The sequence below is a fragment of the Mucilaginibacter gossypii genome (genome assembly GCF_900100945.1).
In the GTDB taxonomy this organism is placed as follows: Bacteria; Bacteroidota; Bacteroidia; order Sphingobacteriales; family Sphingobacteriaceae; genus Mucilaginibacter; species Mucilaginibacter gossypii.
In genome coordinates this window covers 40,073-61,585 of record NZ_FNCG01000023.1, presented here as the reverse complement: position 1 = coordinate 61,585, position 21,513 = coordinate 40,073, and the positions used below count along the sequence as shown (strand labels likewise).

At 44.5% G+C, this 21,513-nt stretch carries 14 protein-coding genes; 11 read left to right on the top strand and 3 right to left on the bottom strand.

All coding sequences use genetic code 11. The annotated features are described in order from the left end of the window. Positions 1 to 69: 69 nt before the first annotated feature. Positions 70 to 2,034 carry a M1 family metallopeptidase gene (locus BLS28_RS27790; protein WP_091175452.1) on the bottom strand — a complete coding sequence of 655 codons (1,965 nt, stop codon included), beginning with the start codon at positions 2,032 to 2,034 and terminating at the stop codon, positions 70 to 72. 268 nt (positions 2,035 to 2,302) lie between these two features. On the opposite strand from BLS28_RS27790, the gene BLS28_RS27785 reads away from it, so the two are divergent. Both BLS28_RS27785 and BLS28_RS27780 read left to right on the top strand, forming a co-directional pair. Beyond that, complete coding sequence (locus tag BLS28_RS27785) at positions 2,303 to 4,324, top strand: thioredoxin domain-containing protein (protein ID WP_091175450.1); 2,022 nt, start codon at positions 2,303 to 2,305, stop codon at positions 4,322 to 4,324. 12 nt (positions 4,325 to 4,336) lie between these two features. After that, the gene (locus BLS28_RS27780) at positions 4,337 to 4,840 is read left to right on the top strand and encodes an FKBP-type peptidyl-prolyl cis-trans isomerase (RefSeq protein WP_091175447.1); all 504 of its coding nucleotides are present in this window, start codon (positions 4,337 to 4,339) and stop codon (positions 4,838 to 4,840) included. Positions 4,841 to 4,976: 136 nt separating this feature from the next. Here the strand turns inward: BLS28_RS27780 and BLS28_RS27775 are convergent, their stop codons facing one another. Together BLS28_RS27775 and BLS28_RS27770 are read right to left on the bottom strand one after the other, a co-directional pair. Further along, positions 4,977 to 5,696: a toxin-antitoxin system YwqK family antitoxin gene (locus tag BLS28_RS27775; RefSeq protein WP_143020895.1), complete on the bottom strand. Its 720-nt coding sequence runs from the start codon at positions 5,694 to 5,696 to the stop codon at positions 4,977 to 4,979. Positions 5,697 to 5,766: 70 nt separating this feature from the next. Then, positions 5,767 to 8,556 (bottom strand): TonB-dependent receptor, encoded by a 2,790-nt coding sequence (locus BLS28_RS27770; protein WP_091175441.1) that lies wholly within the window; start codon positions 8,554 to 8,556, stop codon positions 5,767 to 5,769. A gap of 128 nt (positions 8,557 to 8,684) precedes the next feature. Here BLS28_RS27770 and BLS28_RS27765 point away from each other — a divergent pair, with 128 nt between their 5' ends. The 9 genes from BLS28_RS27765 (at position 8,685) to BLS28_RS27725 (ending at position 21,493) form a co-directional block, all read left to right on the top strand. Next, entirely contained in the window at positions 8,685 to 9,251 is a 567-nt protein-coding gene (locus BLS28_RS27765) for an acyl-CoA thioesterase (RefSeq protein ID WP_090524579.1), read from the top strand. Between the two features lie 52 nt (positions 9,252 to 9,303). Then, the gene (locus BLS28_RS27760; protein WP_091175438.1) at positions 9,304 to 11,208 is read left to right on the top strand and encodes a tetratricopeptide repeat-containing sensor histidine kinase; all 1,905 of its coding nucleotides are present in this window, start codon (positions 9,304 to 9,306) and stop codon (positions 11,206 to 11,208) included. Positions 11,209 to 11,466: 258 nt separating this feature from the next. Then, a complete protein-coding gene (locus BLS28_RS27755) occupies positions 11,467 to 12,537 on the top strand; it encodes a fatty acid desaturase (protein ID WP_091175435.1) in 1,071 nt (356 codons plus the stop codon). 570 nt (positions 12,538 to 13,107) lie between these two features. Further along, positions 13,108 to 14,637 carry a TolB family protein gene (locus tag BLS28_RS27750; protein WP_091175432.1) on the top strand — a complete coding sequence of 510 codons (1,530 nt, stop codon included), beginning with the start codon at positions 13,108 to 13,110 and terminating at the stop codon, positions 14,635 to 14,637. A 16-nt stretch (positions 14,638 to 14,653) separates the two neighbouring features. Further along, entirely contained in the window at positions 14,654 to 15,568 is a 915-nt protein-coding gene (locus BLS28_RS27745; protein WP_091175478.1) for a TIM barrel protein, read from the top strand. 180 nt (positions 15,569 to 15,748) lie between these two features. Continuing rightward, positions 15,749 to 16,360: a gluconate 2-dehydrogenase subunit 3 family protein gene (locus tag BLS28_RS27740; protein ID WP_091175430.1), complete on the top strand. Its 612-nt coding sequence runs from the start codon at positions 15,749 to 15,751 to the stop codon at positions 16,358 to 16,360. Positions 16,361 to 16,363: 3 nt separating this feature from the next. Beyond that, positions 16,364 to 18,079 (top strand): GMC oxidoreductase, encoded by a 1,716-nt coding sequence (locus BLS28_RS27735; RefSeq protein WP_091175428.1) that lies wholly within the window; start codon positions 16,364 to 16,366, stop codon positions 18,077 to 18,079. Between the two features lie 270 nt (positions 18,080 to 18,349). Further along, a complete protein-coding gene (locus BLS28_RS27730) occupies positions 18,350 to 20,029 on the top strand; it encodes a GMC oxidoreductase (RefSeq protein ID WP_090524591.1) in 1,680 nt (559 codons plus the stop codon). Between the two features lie 36 nt (positions 20,030 to 20,065). Continuing rightward, a complete protein-coding gene (locus tag BLS28_RS27725; RefSeq protein ID WP_091175426.1) occupies positions 20,066 to 21,493 on the top strand; it encodes a Gfo/Idh/MocA family protein in 1,428 nt (475 codons plus the stop codon). The last annotated feature ends 20 nt before the right edge of the window (positions 21,494 to 21,513 follow it).

Genomic DNA, 21,513 nt, shown 5'->3' with positions numbered 1-21,513 from the left:
AATCTCTAATCTCTAATCTCTAATCTCCTCACAAATCCGAAATCGAAATTCCCAAATCCCAAATCGAAATTACTCTCCCCTGTAAACGTTGTTTTTCAGGTCAACGTCAGGTAGTTGACGGTCAGGGTCTATTTCCATGCTTTTAATAGCCGATGTTGAGGGGTATTTAAATTTCCAAACGCCGTCACGCTGCCAGATGTTTACCGGCAGGTGAATAGTTTCGGTTTTGCCGTTGGCCTGAACAATTTTAAGATCAACCGGCATAGCCATTTTTTCGTTATTGGTAAGTGTGATCAGCGCACCTTCGGCCGGGTTACCTTTGATATAGCTTACCGAAGTAATGGCCTGGTCAAGCTTCCAGGTGGTGAAGAACCATGATTTCCAGAACCAGTTCAGATCTTCGCCTGTGGCATCATTCATGGCCCTGAAAAGATCGTACGGAAGCGGGTGCTTAAACGCCCAGTTTTTAACATATTCGCGAAAGGCATAGTCAAAGCGCTCGGGGCCAAGCACTACGTTGCGTAATATATCCAAACCTAACGCGGTTTTGGTATAATACTGACCGTAATCATTGAGCCCTATGGCTTCAGGAGCGGTCATGAGCGGGTCTTTACTGTTGCGGTAGCCGGCCAGTACATTTTGCGCCGAGCCACTTTTCTCAACATATTCGCCTTTATTAAATTGTTCGGTAGCATACTCATTAATAAAGGTGTTAAAACCTTCGTCCTGCCACATGTATTTGCGCTCGTTTGAGCCCACAATCATCGGGAACCAGTTATGGCCTATCTCATGGGTAACATCACCCCAAAGCTGTCCTTTTTTCAGGTTGCTGAGGCAGAAGATAGCGCCCGGATATTCCATGCCTAATGCCACGCCCGATACGTTAACAGCCGAATTCCATGGGTATTCAAAATATAGGTTTGAATAGATCTCCATGCTGTTTTTCAGGTACTCGGTTGAGCGGCCCCAGCCGTCATTGCCCGAACTTTCAACCGGGTAGGCCGACATGGCAATACCCTTGCGGCCCGATGGGAAATTAACCCTTGCCGCGTCCCAGATAAAAGCGTCAGAAGCGCCCCAGGCAATATCGCGGGTATTCTGCATTTTAAAGTGCCAGGTAAGCGTACCTTTAAACGGGCGGGTTGAGCCTTTGCCAACTTCACCTGCACTAATAATAGTTACCGTTTTATCGCTGTTGCGGGCTTCTGCCAGCCTTTTTTGTTGTGCCGGGGTAAGTACATCTTCGGGGTTTTGCAAATCGCCCGAGCCAACTACTATTTTGTTGGCGGGAGCAGTGATATAATAGTCAAAATCGCCATACTCGCAATAAAACTCGCCCAGTCCCATGTAGGGCAGGGTGTTCCAGCCTTCTACATCGTCATAAACGCACATGCGTGGGTACCATTGGGCAATTTCGTAAACATAGCCTTGTTTAAATTTTTTGCGGCCCATACGGTCGGCGCCATAAAATGGGATTGCAAAATCATAATTAACCTTGATCTCTATTTTTTCGCCTTTGCCATCCATTGGGGCATTAAGGCGTAATTGCATCCGTGCATCGGTAATGATAGGATCAACCTTGTAGGTTTCGCCTTTATAGGTAATCTCAACAGAAGCGATATGATAACCACCGCGACTAAATCCACGAACGTCAAACCTGTCGCCGGTGTATGGCGTTACCGCCGCTCCGCGCGAATCTGGTTTAAACAGGTTTTGATCCAGTTGCAGCCACAGATAATCCAACTTATCAGGGCTGTTGTTGGTGTAGGTAATGGTTACTTCGCCGGTTATGGTAGTGTCCTTACCTTCATTAAGGGAAGCTTTGATCTGGTAATCAGCGCGGTTTTGCCAGTAATTTGGTGAGGGCTTGCCTGCAGCCGAGCGTGTACCGCCACTGGTAACGGGCCATGTAATTGGGCCAAAAAGGTCCTGGTGGTTGTATTTTGTGGTGTCGGTAGTTTGGGCCGATGCCGGTCGCGTTAACGGCATCAGCGCCACGGCGCATAATAAATAATTCAGTTTTAAACAGTTCATCTTAAATTTTTGATAACAAGGGGGCAAATAAAGGGAAATAATTTGTGAGTTTGATAATTTTTAGATGTCGAAAGGGTTGGATAAGTGATTTTTAACCTCAGCTAAATCCTCTCCAAAGGAGAGGACTTTGAAATCAGTGGTGAAGTATCAAAGTTTTTACACCCTCTCCTTTGGAGAGGGCAGGGTGAGGCTAAAACTTTTCTAAATAAATTCCATTTAACTTACAGGTGCAATTATATCTGCATTTTTGCAGCAAACACACAGCTATATGAATCGCCTGGTCAATTCCACATCGCCCTATTTATTACAACATGCCAATAACCCGGTAAACTGGTACCCCTGGGGCAAAGAAGCCCTTGATAAAGCCAAAGCCGAAAATAAGCTCATTTTGGTAAGCATCGGCTACTCGGCCTGCCACTGGTGCCATGTTATGGAGCACGAAAGCTTTGAAGATGAAGCTGTAGCCGCCGTAATGAACGAATATTTTGTTTGTATTAAGGTGGATAGGGAAGAACGCCCCGATGTTGACCAGATTTATATGAGCGCCGTACAACTCATGAGCGGCAGGGGCGGCTGGCCGCTTAATTGTATTTGCCTGCCCGATCAAAGGCCTATTTACGGTGGGACCTACTTCCGTAAAAACGATTGGACGTCGCTGCTCTTTAACCTGGCCGATTTCTACAAACAAAAGCCCGAAGAGGCCGAAGACTACGCGGTTCGCCTTACCGAAGGGATTCAAAAATATGAGTCGATAGAATTTGTGGTGGCGCAGGCGCAATACAGTAAGACCGATTTGCAAGCCATTGTAAATAATTGGAAACGATATTTTGATAAGCAGGAGGGTGGCACCGGCAACGCGCCCAAATTCCCGATGCCAAATAACTGGCAGGCTTTAATGCGCTATGGCTATTTAATGAAAGATGATGAAATAGCGGAGCAAGTGAAACTTACTTTGCATAAAACGGCTTTCGGGGGGATTTATGATCATGTTGGCGGTGGATTTGCACGCTATTCGGTTGATGGGCGCTGGCATGTACCACATTTTGAAAAAATGCTGTATGATAACGCCCAGCTTATTAGCCTGTATGCCGAAGCTTACACCTGGCAGCCAGATGAATTGTACAAACAAATTGTTGATGAGATCATCACTTTCAGTACAAGTGAGTTGATGTCGCCTGAGTATGGATTTTATTCGGCGCTTGACGCGGATAGTGAAGGAAAGGAAGGCAAGTTCTATATTTTTACCAAAAATGAGATTGAAGAGATTTTAGGCGTTGAAGCCGGTTTGTTCAGTATCTACTACAATATTACGGAGAATGGCAACTGGGAAGAGGAGGAATCGAACGTATTGTTCCGGAAGGACAGCGATGAAGATCTGGCCGCAAAATTAGGGCTGCCTGTCCATGAATTGCTTGCCAAAATAGCTGCATCCCGTCAAAAAGTATTTGATGCCCGCGGCGTACGCGTACGGCCGGGATTGGATAACAAGATCCTGGCATCGTGGAATGGCCTTATGCTGAAAGGCCTGAGCGATGCTTACCGCACGTTTAATAAGCCGGAGTACCTTGAGCTTGCGCTGAACAATGCCGGGTTTATTTTAAATAACCTGCTTGGCCAAAATGGCAGGTTATCACGTGTTTACTGCGCCACATCGTCACCGGATAAACCTGTGGCATTTTTAGATGATTATGCCAATATCGTCGATGGGCTCATTGCCTTATATGAGGTTACTTTTAATGAGCATTGGCTGCAGCAGGCCAAAAGCCTTGCAGATACAGCCATAGCCCACTATTATGATGAAGCAAAGGGCATTTTCTTTTTTACGGCCGATGATGATGAACAGCTGATTGCCCGCAAATCTGAAATTATGGATGGGGTGATACCTGCCTCTAATTCGGTTATGGCACGGGTGCTTAAAAAGTTAGGCTTGCTTTTTGATAACGAAAGTTACATTGAAGTTTCGGCGCAGTTGTTACGCAATGTGATGCCACAGCTGGCAAAGTATGGTTCGGCCTATTCAAACTGGGTGATGCTTTTGCTGGATGAGGTGTTTGGAATAAATGAAATTGCGATAACAGGTGCCGGAGCGGAAACTTTCAGAAAGGAAATGGAAAATAATTACATCCCCAATAAAATTATGTTGGGCGGTAATACAGGAAGTTTACCTTTGCTGCAGGATAAGTTTGGTGCATCAACGCAAATTTTCATTTGTAAAGATAAAACCTGCGGATTACCTGCTCATAACCCGGCCGATGCCATAAAAGAAGTTGAAGCCAGATTTTACAACTAAAAACAATTTACAATGAAGATTGCACCTCAGCACGTAGTATCATTAACCTACGATTTGTACGTAGACCGCGAAAACACAGGTACCGAAACTTTGGTAGAAAGTACCACCCAGGAACAACCGTTAACCTTTTTATTTGGTGCAGGACAAATGCTGCCTAAATTTGAAGATAACCTGAGCACACTTTCAACAGGTGATGCGTACGAGTTTCGCTTATCTCCCGAAGATGCTTACGGCGTATATGATGAAGAAGCAGTAGCCAACCTGCCAAAAGAAATGTTTCAGGGCACTGAAATCCCTGAAATTGGCAGCATTTTGCCTTTACAGGATAACCAGGGCCACCGTTTCCAGGCTATGGTAGTTTCAATTGCCGAAGATGCTGTTATTGTTGACCTTAACCACCCAATGGCTGGTCAGGAACTGCACTTTAAAGGTAATATCCTTAACGTACGCCCTGCAACTCCCGAAGAATTATCACACGGCCACGCTCACGGCCCGGATGGTCATCACGCTCACTAAGCCCCACCCAACCCTCCCCTAAAGGGAGAGGGCTTTAAATAAAAAGGTTCATTTAGCATAATGCTAAATGAACCTTTTTATTTTGTTGCTATTAAAGTGTTCCCGTCCGGGGGAGATTTAGAGGGGGCTTGCCTGCTTAATAGAATTCCAGCCCCCCGTCGTTTCTGAATGCGCACTTAATAAGCACACGGCAACCAACTGCTTCGCCGTTTACAGTAGCCGGTACAAAGATTTTATCGGCAGGGTCGGGTACGTCAATGCTCATATTGAATGTTTTCTTGAACGAGCCGCTGTACACATGCACTTTAAATGATGCAAGCCTCCCCAATGGGCTAATCAATAGCTCTACCGCTCCAAATGATACATTAGGGTTAAGGTTCATTAAATCGGGCGGAAGCTTAAATAAGTTCAGATAGGGGAGGTAGCCAAAAAATCTGCCGCCTACTTTAAGTGGTTTGGTTGTTTTGGCCGAATCATTAAGTTTTACATCAACAAAATACTGCAGGTTTGAAGTACTGTCTTCAGGTGCTTCATAGGTGATCTGGTTGGTCCTGTAGTCGAAATTTTGTACCAGGTGTCCGCGGTTGTCGAAAAAGTGCCAAACGCCGGTCCGTTTATCATTATCATAGTAACCGCTGGCCAGGGCATAGTTTTTTTGATAAAGGGCCTGGTATAGCCCCTGCCTTATGCCTCTGTTCGTTTTAAGCACGTTAAACCGTTCAACTACCGAATCGGTGAGGCGATGTTTTACAACAACGGTTTCCGGGGCAGTTTTTGCAGCGGCAGCATCCTTGGTTTGCGCAAATGTGCTGCCGATAAATAGTATCGATATAAAGGTTAAAATAAGCTTTCTCAATGCAGGAATATAGATTGTTGTAAATATATAACAGCGGCTCACGTATCTCCAAAAAAAAGCAGGATACAAATTATCCCCTGCCTCCACGCCGACCGCCGCCAAAGCCACCAAAGCCCTTGCCGCCGCCATTACGCCCGCCTTGCGGACGACTGCCGGTAAATTTTTGAAGCCGGAGCGTAAAGCTCAGCATAAAGTATCTGCCCAGCCGGTTGGTGCGTGTATCAATGATTTGGTTACCTACGGCGGTGCGGGTTATACCTTTGTTCTGGTCAAAAATATCAAAAGCCTGGAACCTAAGCGAGGCTATATGCTTGTTTAAAAACTGGTATTCCAGGTAGCTGCTCAGCAGGGTGGGGTTCGCTTTTACGGTACTGCTGAAACCGTGATTGATGGTTTGAGTTAAACTGTAACCAAGCACCCAACTGTAAAAAAAATAATTGCGGCCGTCGAGCCCTAATGTCCAGGTTTGGGCATCGGTATTTAATGAGGACGGCAGGCTATAACGGGTAGTATTAATGCTGTAATTAGCGCTGATCTCGCTGTCCATAATGCTGTCAAGATCAACCCTTAGCTTAACGCCCTGGTTAAGTACCCAGTTTTTACCCTCATTACGCTGATTTTCAATATATGAAATGTTGTTGTTGTAGCTTGCGCCGCCGTTTAAGGATACGGTGTACTTGCGTTCGGCGAATGGTTTTGAAAATGAATAGTTGCCATTTACATTATAAAAACCGTTGGTGTTAATATAGCGGGTTGCCTGTATGGTATTGTTGCCTTTTGTGCTTTGGGTGCTATCGGTAACAGGGGCCGAATTGGTGACTATTTTATCCTGGGTTTCGGCAAATGATAAACTGGCGAACAGTGAATTGCCGCTGGCAATATCAAACTGGTTATAACGCACATTAAAGCTGTTGGTGAATTCGGGTTTCAGGTCAGGGTTGCCATAAACCCTGTTTTGGGGGTTTGAATAATCGGGCTGAAGTTGCAGCTGGCTAAATGATGGCTGGGCATTTGAGCCGCTATAGTTGAACGAGAATGAATGGTTTTTTGAAAAGTTATAGATAAATCTTGCCGTAGGGATGATATTAAAGGTAGATGTGGAGGTATGAAAATTGTGCGATTCCCCGTCAAGTTTTGAAGGCTGAACAGCCAGGCCCAGCGTATAATTATATTTAGGTTGTATCCCGCGAAGGTTTAACCCGATGCGGTTGGTGATGAACTGGTAGTTATACAACGTACTCAATGAATCAACGTAGGTTTGATTGCCTGTTACAGGATCAACCCGGTAGTTGTAGCGGTTATTATCGGTATTTGAATAATTATAACTGTAATTGCTTTCGAGGTAAGTTGTTTTGCCAACAGGTTCGATGTATGAAAAATGCAGGCTTACCCTTTGCGATTGATTATCAGAGTTGATCTGCTGAAACAATGGCGTTACCACGGTATCCTGCCGGGTAGTATATTTATCATTCAGTTCCTGATCGTTTTTAGAATAGCTTACATTGGCATTGACGCTGAAATTCCGTCCCTTTTTATGGAACTTGTGGTTATAAAGTACATTAAGACTGCCTGTTTGTGATGAATTATTGGTGAGAGCCAGCTCATTGCCGGTAACTAAACTTTGGTTACGGGTATTGCTGAAGGTATCGGTACTCATGTTTTCGGCAGTGGCGTATGAAAAGCCCGGGTTTATTTTGATATAGTTAGACGTATCAATTTTGTACTCGATATTGAAATCAAAACGGTGGTTGATACCATGGTTATGGTTAGTACTGTTGTCCATATTGATGATATTACCCGATTGATAAAGGTTTTGCTGCAAGGTTGTGCTGTTAATATCCCTGTCTTTATCGGCAAAACTATAGCTGCCATACACGGTAACTTTTTTGCTCCAGTCATCGCGGTAATTGGTACCTATGGAGCGGTTGGTAGTAATACCATTGGCGGTACTCACCCCGCCCGCGCTGCTGCCGCCTCCGCCACCTCCTCGTCCGGCCCGACCGCCGCCGCCACCGCTGCTGCCAAGGTTGAAGCTATTGGTGTTATTGTTATTCCAGGTGCCTATAACTGCCAGTTGCCTTGCATCATAAAATGAATTGGCCGAAAGACGGGCCTGATACCGGTCGTCATTACCAACGCCAACGCTGCCCTGGCCAAAATTACCTTTACTTTTTCCCTTTTGTATGGTGATGTTCAGGATCTTGTCCGGGTCGCCGGTTTTGATGCCGGTAAGGTTGGCCTGGTCGCCGTAATCGTCAATCACCTGTATGTTTTCCACAATATCGGCAGGCAGGTTCTGGGTGGCGGTTTGTACATCGCCGGTAAAATAATCCTTACCATTAACCCGCACCTTGGTAACCTGTTTGCCATGCGCGGTTACATTGCCGTCTTTATCAACACTTACGCCGGGCAGTTTTTTAAGTAAGTCTTCCACCGGCGATCCTTCCCGTACCTTATAGGCGCTGGCCTTATATTCTACGGTATCCTCCTTAATCGTGATAGGGATCACTGCCGAAACAACTACCGTATTTAGCATATTGGTTTGTACCTTTACTTTGATGGGGTCGAGGTTAATGGGTTTGGTATCGTTATCCATTACGTAACGGCGGGTAAAGGGCTGGTAACCGATACCGCTGATGGTGAGTTTAAAGTTTTTGGAGGCAACGGCGGGGAAATAAAATGCCCCGGCAGTGCTGGTTGCTACCACTACGCTGTCTTTGTCGGATATCAGTTTTACCGTAATTCCGGGTACGGCGCCCACGCTGTCAACTACCGTACCACGCACTTCGCGGGCTTGCTGGGCATAGGCAGTTGATAAAAAAAGAATACCGATAAACGCGAGCAGTAAGTGTTTTTTCATAGTTTAGGGTCAATTTAGGTTATTGACCATTAAAGTTTAACGAAGGTTTAACTATTTAACCCTATGTAATACTAATGTTGCATATATTGTATTTTAGTGCTTAACCTTATACTATATTACCATATATTATGAACCCCTTACCCGATATAGACGGCTATAAAAGCGTGGCATTTTCGCAGGCCACCATTACCGAACTGATGATCCCTTCGTATTCCAATTTTGGCGGAAAGATCCATGGAGGGATCTTGCTTTCGCTCATGGACAAAGTAGCCTATGTATGTGCCGCCAAACACGCCGGTAATTATTGTGTAACAGCATCTATCGACACTGTGGATTTTTTGCAGCCCGTGGAAGTAGGGGAACTGGTATCGCTCATGGCATCGGTAAACTATGTAGGCAATACTTCGCTGGTGGTAGGGATCCGGGTGATATCTGAAAATATCAAAAACCATTCGGTAAAACATACCAACACCAGCTATTTTACTATGGTAGCTAAAGATGATTTTAACAAGCCGGCCAAAGTGCCCGGCCTGGTTTTGGAAAACCGGGAACAGGTAAGGCGTTTTATTGAAGCCCGCCGCCGTAAAGAGATTAAGCAGAGTTATATGAAAGAGGTTGAACAAATTCAAATGCCCGATAACTACGAGAATTGTATTGAACTGCTGCAGGGCGAGCGGTGCATTGTTGCCGGATAGCTATTGCCTATATTAAGTTTATTGTTAGATTGCAGTCTGAAACTGTTAGCGAATGACAAGGCCCCTTGGTTTATTATTGCTGTTATTAATGCATAGTACTGTTTATGCGCAAAAAACAAGCGGAATTGAGCCGGAAAAATCGCCGTCACTAATCAAAACCATCGACAGCCTTAACAAATTGGTTGAGGAAACCTATGTTAGTGCTCCCTACGAGGCAAGGGTAAGTGCTGAACATGCCTTGCTGCTTTCGGAAAAAATAAAATATAATGAAGGTACGGGCGCCGCTTTTTTAAATTTAGGGCATGTGTACTGGTCGCAGTCATACTATCCTATCAGTTTGTTTTATTTTAATTCGGCTTTAAATTATCTGCCCAAAAACAAGCCGCTGTTACTGGCCCACTGTTATAGTTCTATCGGCAGGGCTTATACAGATTTGCAAAACTATAGCAAGGCTATAAAAAATTTAGACATCGCGGCCCGGTTTGCCGGTCATGATCCTAAAATGCTTGCCGAAGTTTATAACGAGCGTTCATTTGTTTACGCCAGGCTTAAACAATATGATAAAGGCATTGCTCTTGCCAAACTTGCCATGCAGCTTAGCCGTACGGTAAATGACCAGCCCGCGATATGTATATTATATAGCCGGCTGGCTAATGCTTATCGGTTAAAAGGGCAGTATCAACAGGCGGTCGCTTATTCAGACACTGCCCTGCAAATGAGTTATATTGTTAATAATAAGCGTTTAAGGGCTATCTCATTTATTGAACGTGCTGTTATTTACAATTCGTTAAACCAGTTTGACAAAGCCGTTGACCTTGCAAAAAAAGGCGCGGATTTATCCGATAGCATCGGTGTTATGGATGGCATTTCGTCGGCTTATAAAACCATGGCCTACAGCTTTGAGCAAAAGCATGATATGGTACAGTCGTTAGTCTATCAGAAAAAGTACACCCAGGCGCTCGATAGCGTTAGCGCTGCCAATAAGCGTAAAAGTACCGAGCTCATACAGAGTTATTTTGAGCTCAACAGCCGTCTTAATGCTATTGCCGCGGTTGAGGAAAAGGCAGGGCAATACCGCGAAAAAATTCATTTGCAAAAGGTTATAATCATTACACTGCTTATTTCATTGCTGGTTGTAATATTGGCTTTGTCGGTTACCTATTACCTTTATAAACAAAAGCGGGTTTTAAATAACCGGATGCGCAAGCAGCATAAAGCCTTATTAATTCAAAAAGAACTGATAGAAGACCAATCGGCAAACCTGGCAAATATTAATAATCTTAAAGATAAGTTACTGGCTGTAATAGGGCATGACCTGCGTACACCGCTTGCTAATCTGAATTCTATATTACGTTTATACAACACCCGTGTTTTAAGCGATGATGAAGTTCAGGACCTGATGAAGGAAATAGAGCCGGTAGTACAGGGTGCCGAATTAACCCTTTCAAACCTGCTTGAATGGGCGGGCAGCCAAATCAAAGGCGTTAATCTTGAAGCATCAGCAGTCGATATTTATTTAATTGGCAATGAAATCGGGAGGATTTTTAGTTACCTTTTTCAGCAAAAAAATATCAGGTTTGAAAACATGGCTTTACCCGGGATGTGTGTACAGGCCGATGAAAGGCATGTAAAAGTAGTTTTAAGTAACCTGGTTAGTAATGCTATTAAGTTTACGGGCAATTACGGTATTATTAGTTTGCTAAGCACCGTTGATGAAGGTATGGTGGTGATCAGTGTTAACGATACCGGCAACGGTATTCCTGCAGAAAAACTTGGCAAGTTATTTAGCCTTAATACGAAATATACAGCAACAGGTACTTCCGGCGAGAAAGGCACCGGCATTGGTTTGTTTTTATGCAAGGAGCTTATTGAGTTTAACGGCGGCAGGCTTTGGGTAAATTCAGAATTGAACAGGGGCAGTACCTTCAGTTTTAGTCTTCCCTTGGTAACGGATTAAACTTTCCTCAAAAATTATTCCTATTTTAAATTAATGGTCTGCTATACGATTAATGCTTATTAAGTAATATGTAGCTGATATTAACTTTTATAATTTCTTATAAAGAAATTTAATTATTTTGAAAAAGTTTTAATCATTTGTTGGGTAATTTAAATCTATTTATCCCGTTGTTACGTATAAGCAGTAGGTACTTTTTACTATATTGTGACAATTTATAACAATTCTCCGACAATTTTAAACTAATCTCCCAAACACTTAATGGCATTTTTAAACACTGTGCTCGAACCACCTGCATATGGTTGGACAGATGGGCTTGGCAACCTCTCAAAACCTACTAACACACAAATTGTAAAAGAATTTTTTAAACGGCTAAATGTATTCAGGGATAAAAAAAACTGGCTTTCGTTTTTAAGCTGGTCGCTGGTGCTGGCTTTAGTGCCGTTCCTGGGGCTGTTCATCTTTAAATATTTCAGTATCACCGGGCTTATTGTTGCCTTCGTATACAGTATGATTATTATGGGCACCCATGGTACAATCTGGCACCACCGGTATTGCACTCACGGAGCTTACACCTTTAAAAATAAATTCTGGCGTTTTTTTACCCAGAACCTTACATTGAAGATCATCCCTGAAGAAATCTACGCAGTATCGCACCATGTGCACCACGCTTTATCTGATCAGCCGGGCGATCCTTACAATGCACAAGGTGGTTTTATGTATTGCTTTTTAGCAGATGTTAATCATCAGCCCATAGCACGAAACATGGACGAAGTCACTTACAAAAAATGTGTTAACCTGATGAAACACACGGGGGTAAATACAAATACTTACAAGCAGTATCAAAAATGGGGCACCCTGGCTAATCCAACCCGAACCATAATTGGTATTATACTGAACTGGGGCTTTTGGTTTACAGCTTTCTACCTTTTAGGCGGACCGGCATTAGCTTGTGCTGTATTTGGCTCTGCCGGCATTTGGGCAGTTGGTGTACGTACATTTAACTACGAAGGTCATGGAAAAGGAAAAGATATGCGCCGTGAAGGTATCGACCATAACCGCGAGGATATGTCAATCAATCAGTTGTGGCCGGGTTATGTAGCAGGTGAGTGGCATAACAACCACCATTTATATCCTAAAAGCGCCCGCTCTGGCTTTAAGCCATATCAGTTTGATTTGGCCTGGTGTTATATTAAAATGATGAGTATGCTGGGAGCTGTAAGCTCATACCGCGATTCAAAAGCTGATTTTTTGAAGGAATATTGTACGCCGGGACCGGTAGTATCGCCAGCGGCTATACCAGTTGCTGAAATATTGGTAGCGGCGGAATAAGCTGTTATTAAATACATTAAAAGGCCATAGCAAGATAAGTGCTGTGGCCTTTTTGTTTGGTTTGCCGCCACTTTGGCTGCTGTTAGTATTGTCATCGTCATCTTGTGGAAAGAAGAAAAGGCGTTGGATTGTGCGATTCCCTCCCCTGGGAGGGTGTAGGGAGGGGTTTCATCGCTTTGCCTATACCGGAAATAGCAGATGAACCCCTCCCTGCCATTACACATTTCCTACCACACCCCTCCCAGGGGAGGGAATTGAAAAACTTTTGCCGTTGTTGGTGTTGTCACCAACAACTATGCGCTGTGCAATTCAACTGGTGATCTCCGCTCTATGTCATCCGACGCGTTAACCTATCTGGTGGTTGTTGGTGACAACACCAACAACGGCAATGTGACAATACCAATAACAACAGCGTCCTGTTTTAACCTCCTCTCCGTGTTAAAATTACACTTTGTAAAAATCTGGCTATATATCAAAAATGTGGAGAATTGTTAAAATAGTACTATCTTAATAGCGAATTGATTATATACCTTAGTGAACCGATTATAGTGTACACTAAACACCAAACCAATGCGCTGTAAAATATTAAATGTTGTGTTATGCATAGCTTGCATTGCCTTGTTTTCTGCCCGGGTTAGTGCTCAGGACGTAGGAATATTTGAAGGCCAAACCGATGTTGGTACGGTCAAGCATCAGGGCAGCGGTGTATATGACGCTAAATTACAGCAATATACGCTTATTGGTTCGGGCCAGAATATCTGGGCTACGCATGATGATTTTCACTTTGTGTGGAAGAAAATGAAAGGCGATTTCATTCTTCGCACCAACGCCGCATTTATAGGCAAAGGTTTTGAAGCGCATCGCAAGGTTGGACTAATGGTTCGCACCACGCTTGATTCAAATTCAAAACATATCAATGCCGTTGTGCATGGAGATGGCTTAACCTCGTTGCAATACCGTAAAACGGTAAGCGGCATTACCGAAGAAAAGAAGGCATCCATCACTGCGGCCGATGTGATCCAGTTGGAACGCAAAGGTAATACCTATACCATGTCGGTAGCCCGCAAAGGCGATCTCTTTGTGAGCGAGGAAGTAACCGGTCTTGACCTGGGCGACGACGTTTATGTAGGCATTTTCATCTGCTCGCACAATGCGGATGTTACCGAGAAAGCTGTATTCAATAACGTACGTATAGTTACACCCGCACCGGCCTCATTGATTCCTTATAAACAATATTTAGGCAGCGCCATTGAGTTGCTTGACCTTGAAAGTCAGAATGCCACGGTGGTTTATCAATCACCAAAATCACTTCAGGCACCAAACTGGACGCTTGATGGCAAATCACTCATTTATAACAGCGAAGGCTCATTGTATAAATTCGATCTTAAATCGCATACACCAACGGTACTCAATACCGGCATCGCTAAAAATAATAATAACGACCATGTGCTTTCCTTCGATGGCAAAATGCTGGCTATCAGCAGCGGCGATGGTGGCCCATCAATAGGATACACAGTTTCTTCGGCCGGTGGCGAGGCTACACGGGTAACCCAAACCGGGCACGGCGCAAGTTATATGCATGGCTGGTCGCCTGATAAAAAGTACATCGTTTTTTGCGGTGAGCGCAATAAGGAATTTGACGTTTACCGCATCCCCGCCGCTGGTGGTCCCGAAGAGCGCCTTACCAACACGCCCGGTTTGGATGATGGCCCCGAATATTCGCCCGATGGAAAATACATCTACTTTAATTCGGTGCGCAGCGGCCTGATGCAGGTTTGGCGCATGAAAGCCGATGGTAGTGAACAAACCCAGCTTACTAATGATGATTATAACAACTGGTTCCCGCATATTTCGCCGGATGGTAAATGGATAGTTTATATTACCTTCCTGAAAAACGAAGTATCCCCCGGCGACCATCCTTTTTATAAGCATGTCTATTTAAGGCTGATGCCGGTAGGCGGAGGCCCTTCAAAAGTGGTAGCTTATTTATACGGCGGTCAGGGTACTATCAATACCCCGTCATGGGCGCCGGATAGCAAGCACCTGGCATTTGTAAGTAATTCTGATTTATTGTTTCCTGTATTTCCTATTGCAAAATAACCTTAAACATATAACCATGTATACATCACGCAGATCATTTTTAAAAACCGGCGCAATGGCAGTAGCCGGGGCGGCACTACTTCCTGATAGTTTATTTGCCGCTACGGATAGTAAGCTTAAACGGGTAGGGGTGCAGCTTTATAGTGTACGCGATGCCATGAAGGCCGATCCGCAGGGAACGCTTAAAAAGATAGCTGATGCAGGTTATGCACATGTGGAGCATGCAAATTACATCGACAGAAAATTTTACGGCTATACCGCCAAAGAATTTAAAAAGATCCTGGCCGATCTTGACCTTAAAATGCCAAGCGGCCATACCGTAATGACACCTCAGCACTGGGATGCAGCCAAAAATGATTTTACCGATGCCTGGAAGTATACTGTTGAAGACGCGGCCACTATGGGGCAAAAGTTTGTGATAAGCCCCTGGCTTGATGAAAAGGTACGTACAGATACCGATGCCCTGAAACGCACTATGGAGCAGTTTAACAAATGCGGTGAGCTTTGCAAGCAATCATCCATGATGTTTGGCTACCATAACCACAACTTTGAGATCAGTACCAAAGTAGGGGATATTACCCTTTATGATTATATCATCCAAAATACCGATCCGGCTTTGGTGGCCCAGCAAATAGATATCGGCAACATGTACACTACTGGTGGCAGGGCGTTGGAGTTTATCAATAAATATCCCGGCCGTTTCCAGTCCATGCACGTAAAGGACGAAATTAAAGTACCGCCTCATGGTGGCGATGATACTGAGAGTACTATTTTAGGCGCGGGGATCCTGCCTGTTAGGGATATTGTAAAGGCTGGGGCAAAAAAAGGCGGCACCTCGTTGTTCATTATTGAGCAGGAAGCATACCAGGGCAAAGACCCAATCGATTGTGTAAAAATTGATTTACAAATCATGAAAAAATGGGGCTATTAATAGTATAAGACTAACTTACACCCGTGAAGATTTAATTTTTACAGCCTTTTATTTTGAATTGTAATTATTAAGTTTGGGAACACATTATAAATCATATTAAGCCTTTCTCGTTACCTGTTCAGTAAGTTGAAAGTTTTGTGGCAGATAAATGGGCTTAGCTAAAACAATTTAGTTTAAACAATGGACCGGCGTACCGTCATTAAAAACCTGGCTTTAATAATAGGAGGGGCTGCATTGCTCCCGGCCTGTTCGCAGGATAAAGCAAAGTCGAAGGTTGCACTCAAAAATATTGATATCACTGCCGATCAGGAACAGTTGATAGGCAATGTAGCAGAAACTATTATACCTAAAACAACAACGCCGGGTGCCAAAGACCTGCAGCTGCATTTATTTGTGTTGAAGATGGTGGATGACTGCTATAAAAAGGAAGATCAGCAGGCATTTGTAACTGGCATGGGCCATTTCGCAGATCAATCTCAAAAATTATATAGTAAAACGTTTGACCAGCTTGATACTAAAACCCGCGAAGTATTTTTGCTGGATATAGAAAAAGAAGGTAAAGCGGAAGAAGAGGCGGCCAGAAAAAACAGTGATAAAAAAGATGCTGCACCTGCCACTCCTCCTGCAGGCAAGTATTCGCCCGAGCTTAAGAAGTTTTACAGCATAGTAAAAAGGCAAACCATAAACGGTTATACCAATTCAAAATATTTTATGACTAAAGAGGTGGTATATGAGCTTGTGCCGGGCAGGTACAATGCGCATTTCCCTTACAAACAAAAGCAAGCAGTATAAGTAATGGCTAATTTAAATATCGACAGCGTTAAAGAACGCACTTTCGACGCGATAGTAATTGGTTCGGGCATGAGCGGGGGATGGGCTGCTAAAGAGTTTGCAGATAAAGGGTTAAAAACATTGATACTGGAGCGTGGCCGCGATGTGAAGCACATTAAGGATTACCCGACTACCAATATGTACCCCTGGGAGTTTGAACACCGGGGCGAATTGCCGATGGCTGTACAGGAAGCCAATCCTATTGTAAACCGCTGTTATGCTTTTGGAGAAAGCGCCGCGCATTTTTTTGTTAAAGATGCAGAGCACCCATACATTCAGGATAAACCCTTCGACTGGATCCGCGGATACCAGGTTGGCGGTAAATCCCTGCTTTGGGCGCGCCAAACCCAGCGTTGGAGCGATTTTGATTTTGAAGGCCCCGCCCGCGATGGTTTCGCGGTAGACTGGCCTATCCGTTACAAAGATATTGCACCATGGTATAGTTATGTAGAGAAATTCGCCGGCATTTCGGGTAACCGTGATGGCATTGCCGAATTGCCGGATGGTGAGTTCCTACCCGCATTCCCATTAAATGCTGTTGAAGAATATTTCAGAGATCACGTAAAAAGTAAGTATAAAAACCGACATGTGATCAGCGCTCGTTGCGCCCACCTGTCAACCCCTAATCAAATCCACCTTGATCAGGGCAGGGTACAATGCCAAAGGAGAACGATCTGTGAGCGTGGCTGCCCCTTTGGTGGCTATTTCAGCGCTAACGCTACCACTATCCCCTGGGCTTTAAAATCTGGTCACGCCACATTAAGGCCATTTTCGGTAGTGGAATCTATTATATATGATGATAAGCTGGGTAAAGCTACCGGTGTGCGGGTTATTGATACCAATACCAAAGAAGCTATCGACTACTACGCCAAAGTAATATTTGTCAATGCAGCGGCGTTAAATACCAACCTGATATTGCTTAATTCTAAATCACACCGCTTCCCTAATGGTTTGGGCAATGATAGCGGTGTGCTGGGTAAATATGTAGCTTTCCATAATTATTCGGCCCATATTGGAGCCGAGTATGATGGTGCAAAGGAATGGACTACAGATGGCCGTAACCCTGCCGGCGGGGGGTATATCCCAAGGTTCAGGAATGTGTACAAACAAGAAACCGACTTTTTACGCGGTTATGCTTCAGGCTTTGGCGCTTACAGATCCCCGCAGCGTAGTTGGGACGGCGTAGGTAGCAGTCTGAAAGATAACCTGGCTAACAAAGAGCTTGGCCCGTGGCGTGTAGGCTCGCACATGATGGGCGAAACCATCCCGAAGGAAAGCAATTTTGTAAGTCTTGATGACAAGCAAAAAGATGCCTGGGGTGTGCCGTTATTAAAGATGAACATTGATTACGACGATAACGACGAGAAGATGAAGAAGGATTATGTGGAGCAGTTAACTGAGATGTTCACCAGCGCGGGCTTTACTAACATTAAAGCAAGTACCGATAAACGAGCACCGGGGCTTGATATTCATGAAATGGGCGGTGCCCGTATGGGGAATGATCCTAAAACATCGATATTAAACAAATGGAACCAGGTGCATAGCGTTAAAAACGTATTTGTTACCGACGGCGCCAGCATGACATCAACCTCGTGCCAAAATCCGTCACTAACTTATATGGCCTTTACGGCAAGGGCCGCCGATTATGCCATGAGCGAGATGAAGAAGGGGAATATATAGTGTAGTTTTGAGTGGCGGTTATTTAAATAGTAGCAGTTGCAGTTAAAAGTAGCAGCTATTTAAAAGTAAAAGTTGTAGAAAACAGCAAATATGTAGGGGAAACTAACTGCAACTGCCAGTGCTACTGCTACTAAAACTTACTACCAGTGCTACTACAACTAAAGGCTTCGTGTAAAAAAAACACAATGTAATATTTGGAAAATGAATTTTATTCATACATTTAACGACACAACCAAGTACTAAACAAATTTAACTAATCATATTATTCGTATGTCTGCAAACACTTATGACGCAATAGTCATTGGCTCAGGAATTTCAGGCGGGTGGGCTGCCAAGGAACTAACACAAAAGGGTTTGAAAACCATCATGCTTGAGCGTGGCCGTAATATTGAGCACATTAAAGATTACGTAAACGCAACCAAAGATCCATGGGAATTTCCGCACAGAGGCGGCCGTACCCAGAAAATGATTGATGATTACCCGGTTCTTAAACGCGACTATCCGTTAAATGAAACCAACCTTGACTATTGGGCAAGTGATAAAGATAGTCCTTATACAGAAATTAAACGTTTTGACTGGTTCCGTGGTTACCACGTAGGAGGCCGCTCACTGATGTGGGGACGCCAATCGTACCGCTGGGCTGATGTTGATTTTGAAGCCAACTTAAAGGATGGCATTGCTGTCGACTGGCCTATCCGCTACAAAGACATCGCTCCGTGGTATAGCTACGCTGAGCAGTTTGCCGGGATCTCCGGTAATAAAGATGGTTTACCTATCCTTCCTGATGGCGATTTTATGCCGCCTATGGAAATGAACGTGGTTGAAAAAGACGTTTCAAAACGCTTGAAAGAATTTTATAAAGAAGCGCGTCACATGATCATCGGTCGTACGGCTAATATCACTGTACCGCATAACAACCGTACCAACTGTCAATACCGTAACAAATGCTGGTTGGGCTGTCCGTTCGGTGCTTATTTCAGCACACAATCGGCTACATTGCCTGCGGCTATGGCTACCGGTAATTTAACCGTTCGCCCTTGGTCTATAGTTACCAAAATATTGTACGATAAGGATACCAAAAAAGCCAAAGGCGTTGAGGTATTGGATGCTGAAACCAATAAAACTTATGAATACTTCGCTAAGATCGTATTCGTAAACGCATCAACCATTAACTCGGCCTGGATCCTGATGAACTCAGCAACCGACGTTTGGGAAGGTGGCTTAGGCAGCAGCAGCGGCGAGCTTGGCCACAACCTGATGGACCACCACCTTAATGTTAGCGCTTATGGCAGGATCGAAGGTTATGAGGATAAATATTATTTCGGTCGCCGTGCAAATGGTTTTTATATCCCGCGCTACCGTAACCTTAACGGCGAAAAACGTGATTACATCCGTGGTTTCGGTTACCAGGGCTCGGCAAGCCGCGAAGGCTGGAGCCGTGACATTGCCGAATTGAACATTGGCGGTGCGTTTAAGGATGCATTGACCGAGCCAGGTTCATGGCATATAGGTATGGGCGCTTTTGGCGAAACATTGCCTTATCACGAAAACAAGGTTACCATCGACAAAACCAAAAAAGATAAATGGGGCTTGCCTGTTGTTGCCATTGATGCCGAATTGAAAGCGAATGAGCTGAAAATGCGTATCGATATGGAAAAAGACGGCAAAGAAATGCTGGAAGCTATTGGCGCTAAAGATGTACAAACTTCAAGCACTAATCCGTTCCTTGGCCGTGGTATTCACGAAATGGGTACCGCACGTATGGGCCGTGATCCAAAAACTTCAGTATTGAACGAGTGGAACCAGGTTTGGGATGCTAAGAACGTATTTGTTACCGATGGCTCATGTATGACTTCGGCTGCATGCCAAAACCCGTCGCTCACGTATATGGCATTAACCGCACGTGCAGCCAACCATGCTGTTGAGATCCTTAAAAAAGGTGAAATTTAACCAACATCACATAAAAACAACCTAATAAAAACACCTATGACTGAAGAAAAGGACAAAACCCCAAACCCGTCGAGACGGCAATTTATTAAAAGCAGCGCCATAGCGGCCGCTGGTTTTATGATAGTTCCGCGCCATGTTTTGGGCGGTAAAGGTTTTATAGCTCCAAGCGACAAGTTATTGATTGCCGGCGTAGGTGCCGGTGGTAAAGGGCAAAGCGATATTGCTAATTTTTACAAAAGCGGCAAGGCCGAGATCGCCTTCCTGTGCGATGTTGACGACCGCAGAGCAGCAAGATCACGCAGCGATTTTCCTAAGGCAAAGTATTATAAGGACTGGCGCGAAATGTTTGACAAAGAACACAAGCATTTTGACGCGGTATCGGTTTCAACACCCGATCACAACCACGCTATTATTACCTACAATGCTATGCAGCTGAACAAACACGTTTATGTTCAAAAGCCGCTAACGCACGATATTTGGGAAGCCCGTTTACTAACAGAGGCTGCCAAAAAGTATAAAGTGGTTACACAAATGGGTAACCAGGGTGCATCAAATGATGGTACACGCCTAATGTCGGAATGGTATGATGCCGACCTGATTGGCGATGTGCACACAGTTTACTGCTGGACAAACCGCCCCGTTTGGCCGCAAGGCATTGCATGGCCACCGCCCCAACCAAATATCCCTAAAGAGTTGGATTGGGACCTGTGGCTGGGTACAGCACCTAAAAAAGATTATGTTGATAAACTGGTACCATTTAACTGGCGCGGCTGGTGGGATTACGGTACCGGCGCCCTTGGCGATATGGGCTGTCACCTGGTTGAAGCTCCTTTCCGCGTGTTGGGTATTCAGTATGCTAAGGATGTACAGGCCAGTGTTGGCAGTGTTTATGTAGATGAGTTTAAAGAAGGCCACTTCCCTGAAAGCTGCCCTCCATCAAGCCACATCACGTTAACATTCCCTAAAACCGATAAAACCAAAGGTGATGTTACACTGCACTGGATGGACGGTGGTATCCAACCAGAAAGGCCTGCTGAATTATTAGCGAGCGAAGATTTTGGCGGTGAAGAAGGTAACGGTACATTGTTTATCGGTACAAAAGGTAAAATGTATGCAAGCACCTATTCTGATGCAGCAACATTATTGCCGAAATCGCTTACCAAAAGCGCTAAAGCTCCGCAGAAATGGGCACGTGTACCGGGCGGCGCTAACGGCCACTACGCACAGTGGGTTGAAGGATGTATAGCAGGTTATGGTAAAACAGAGTTAAGCTCATCGTTTGATAAGGCTGGTCCGCTTACTGAGGCGCTATTGATGGCTAACCTTGCGGTTCGCGGTCATGAGCTAAATGGCGGCAGAGTAAAATTGGTTTGGGATAACCAGGCTATGAAAGTTACCAACTTTGATGCTGTTAACCAATATATAAAACGCGATTACCGCGAAGGTTTCGTGTTAAAAGCGTAATTTAGGAATACGTGATTAGT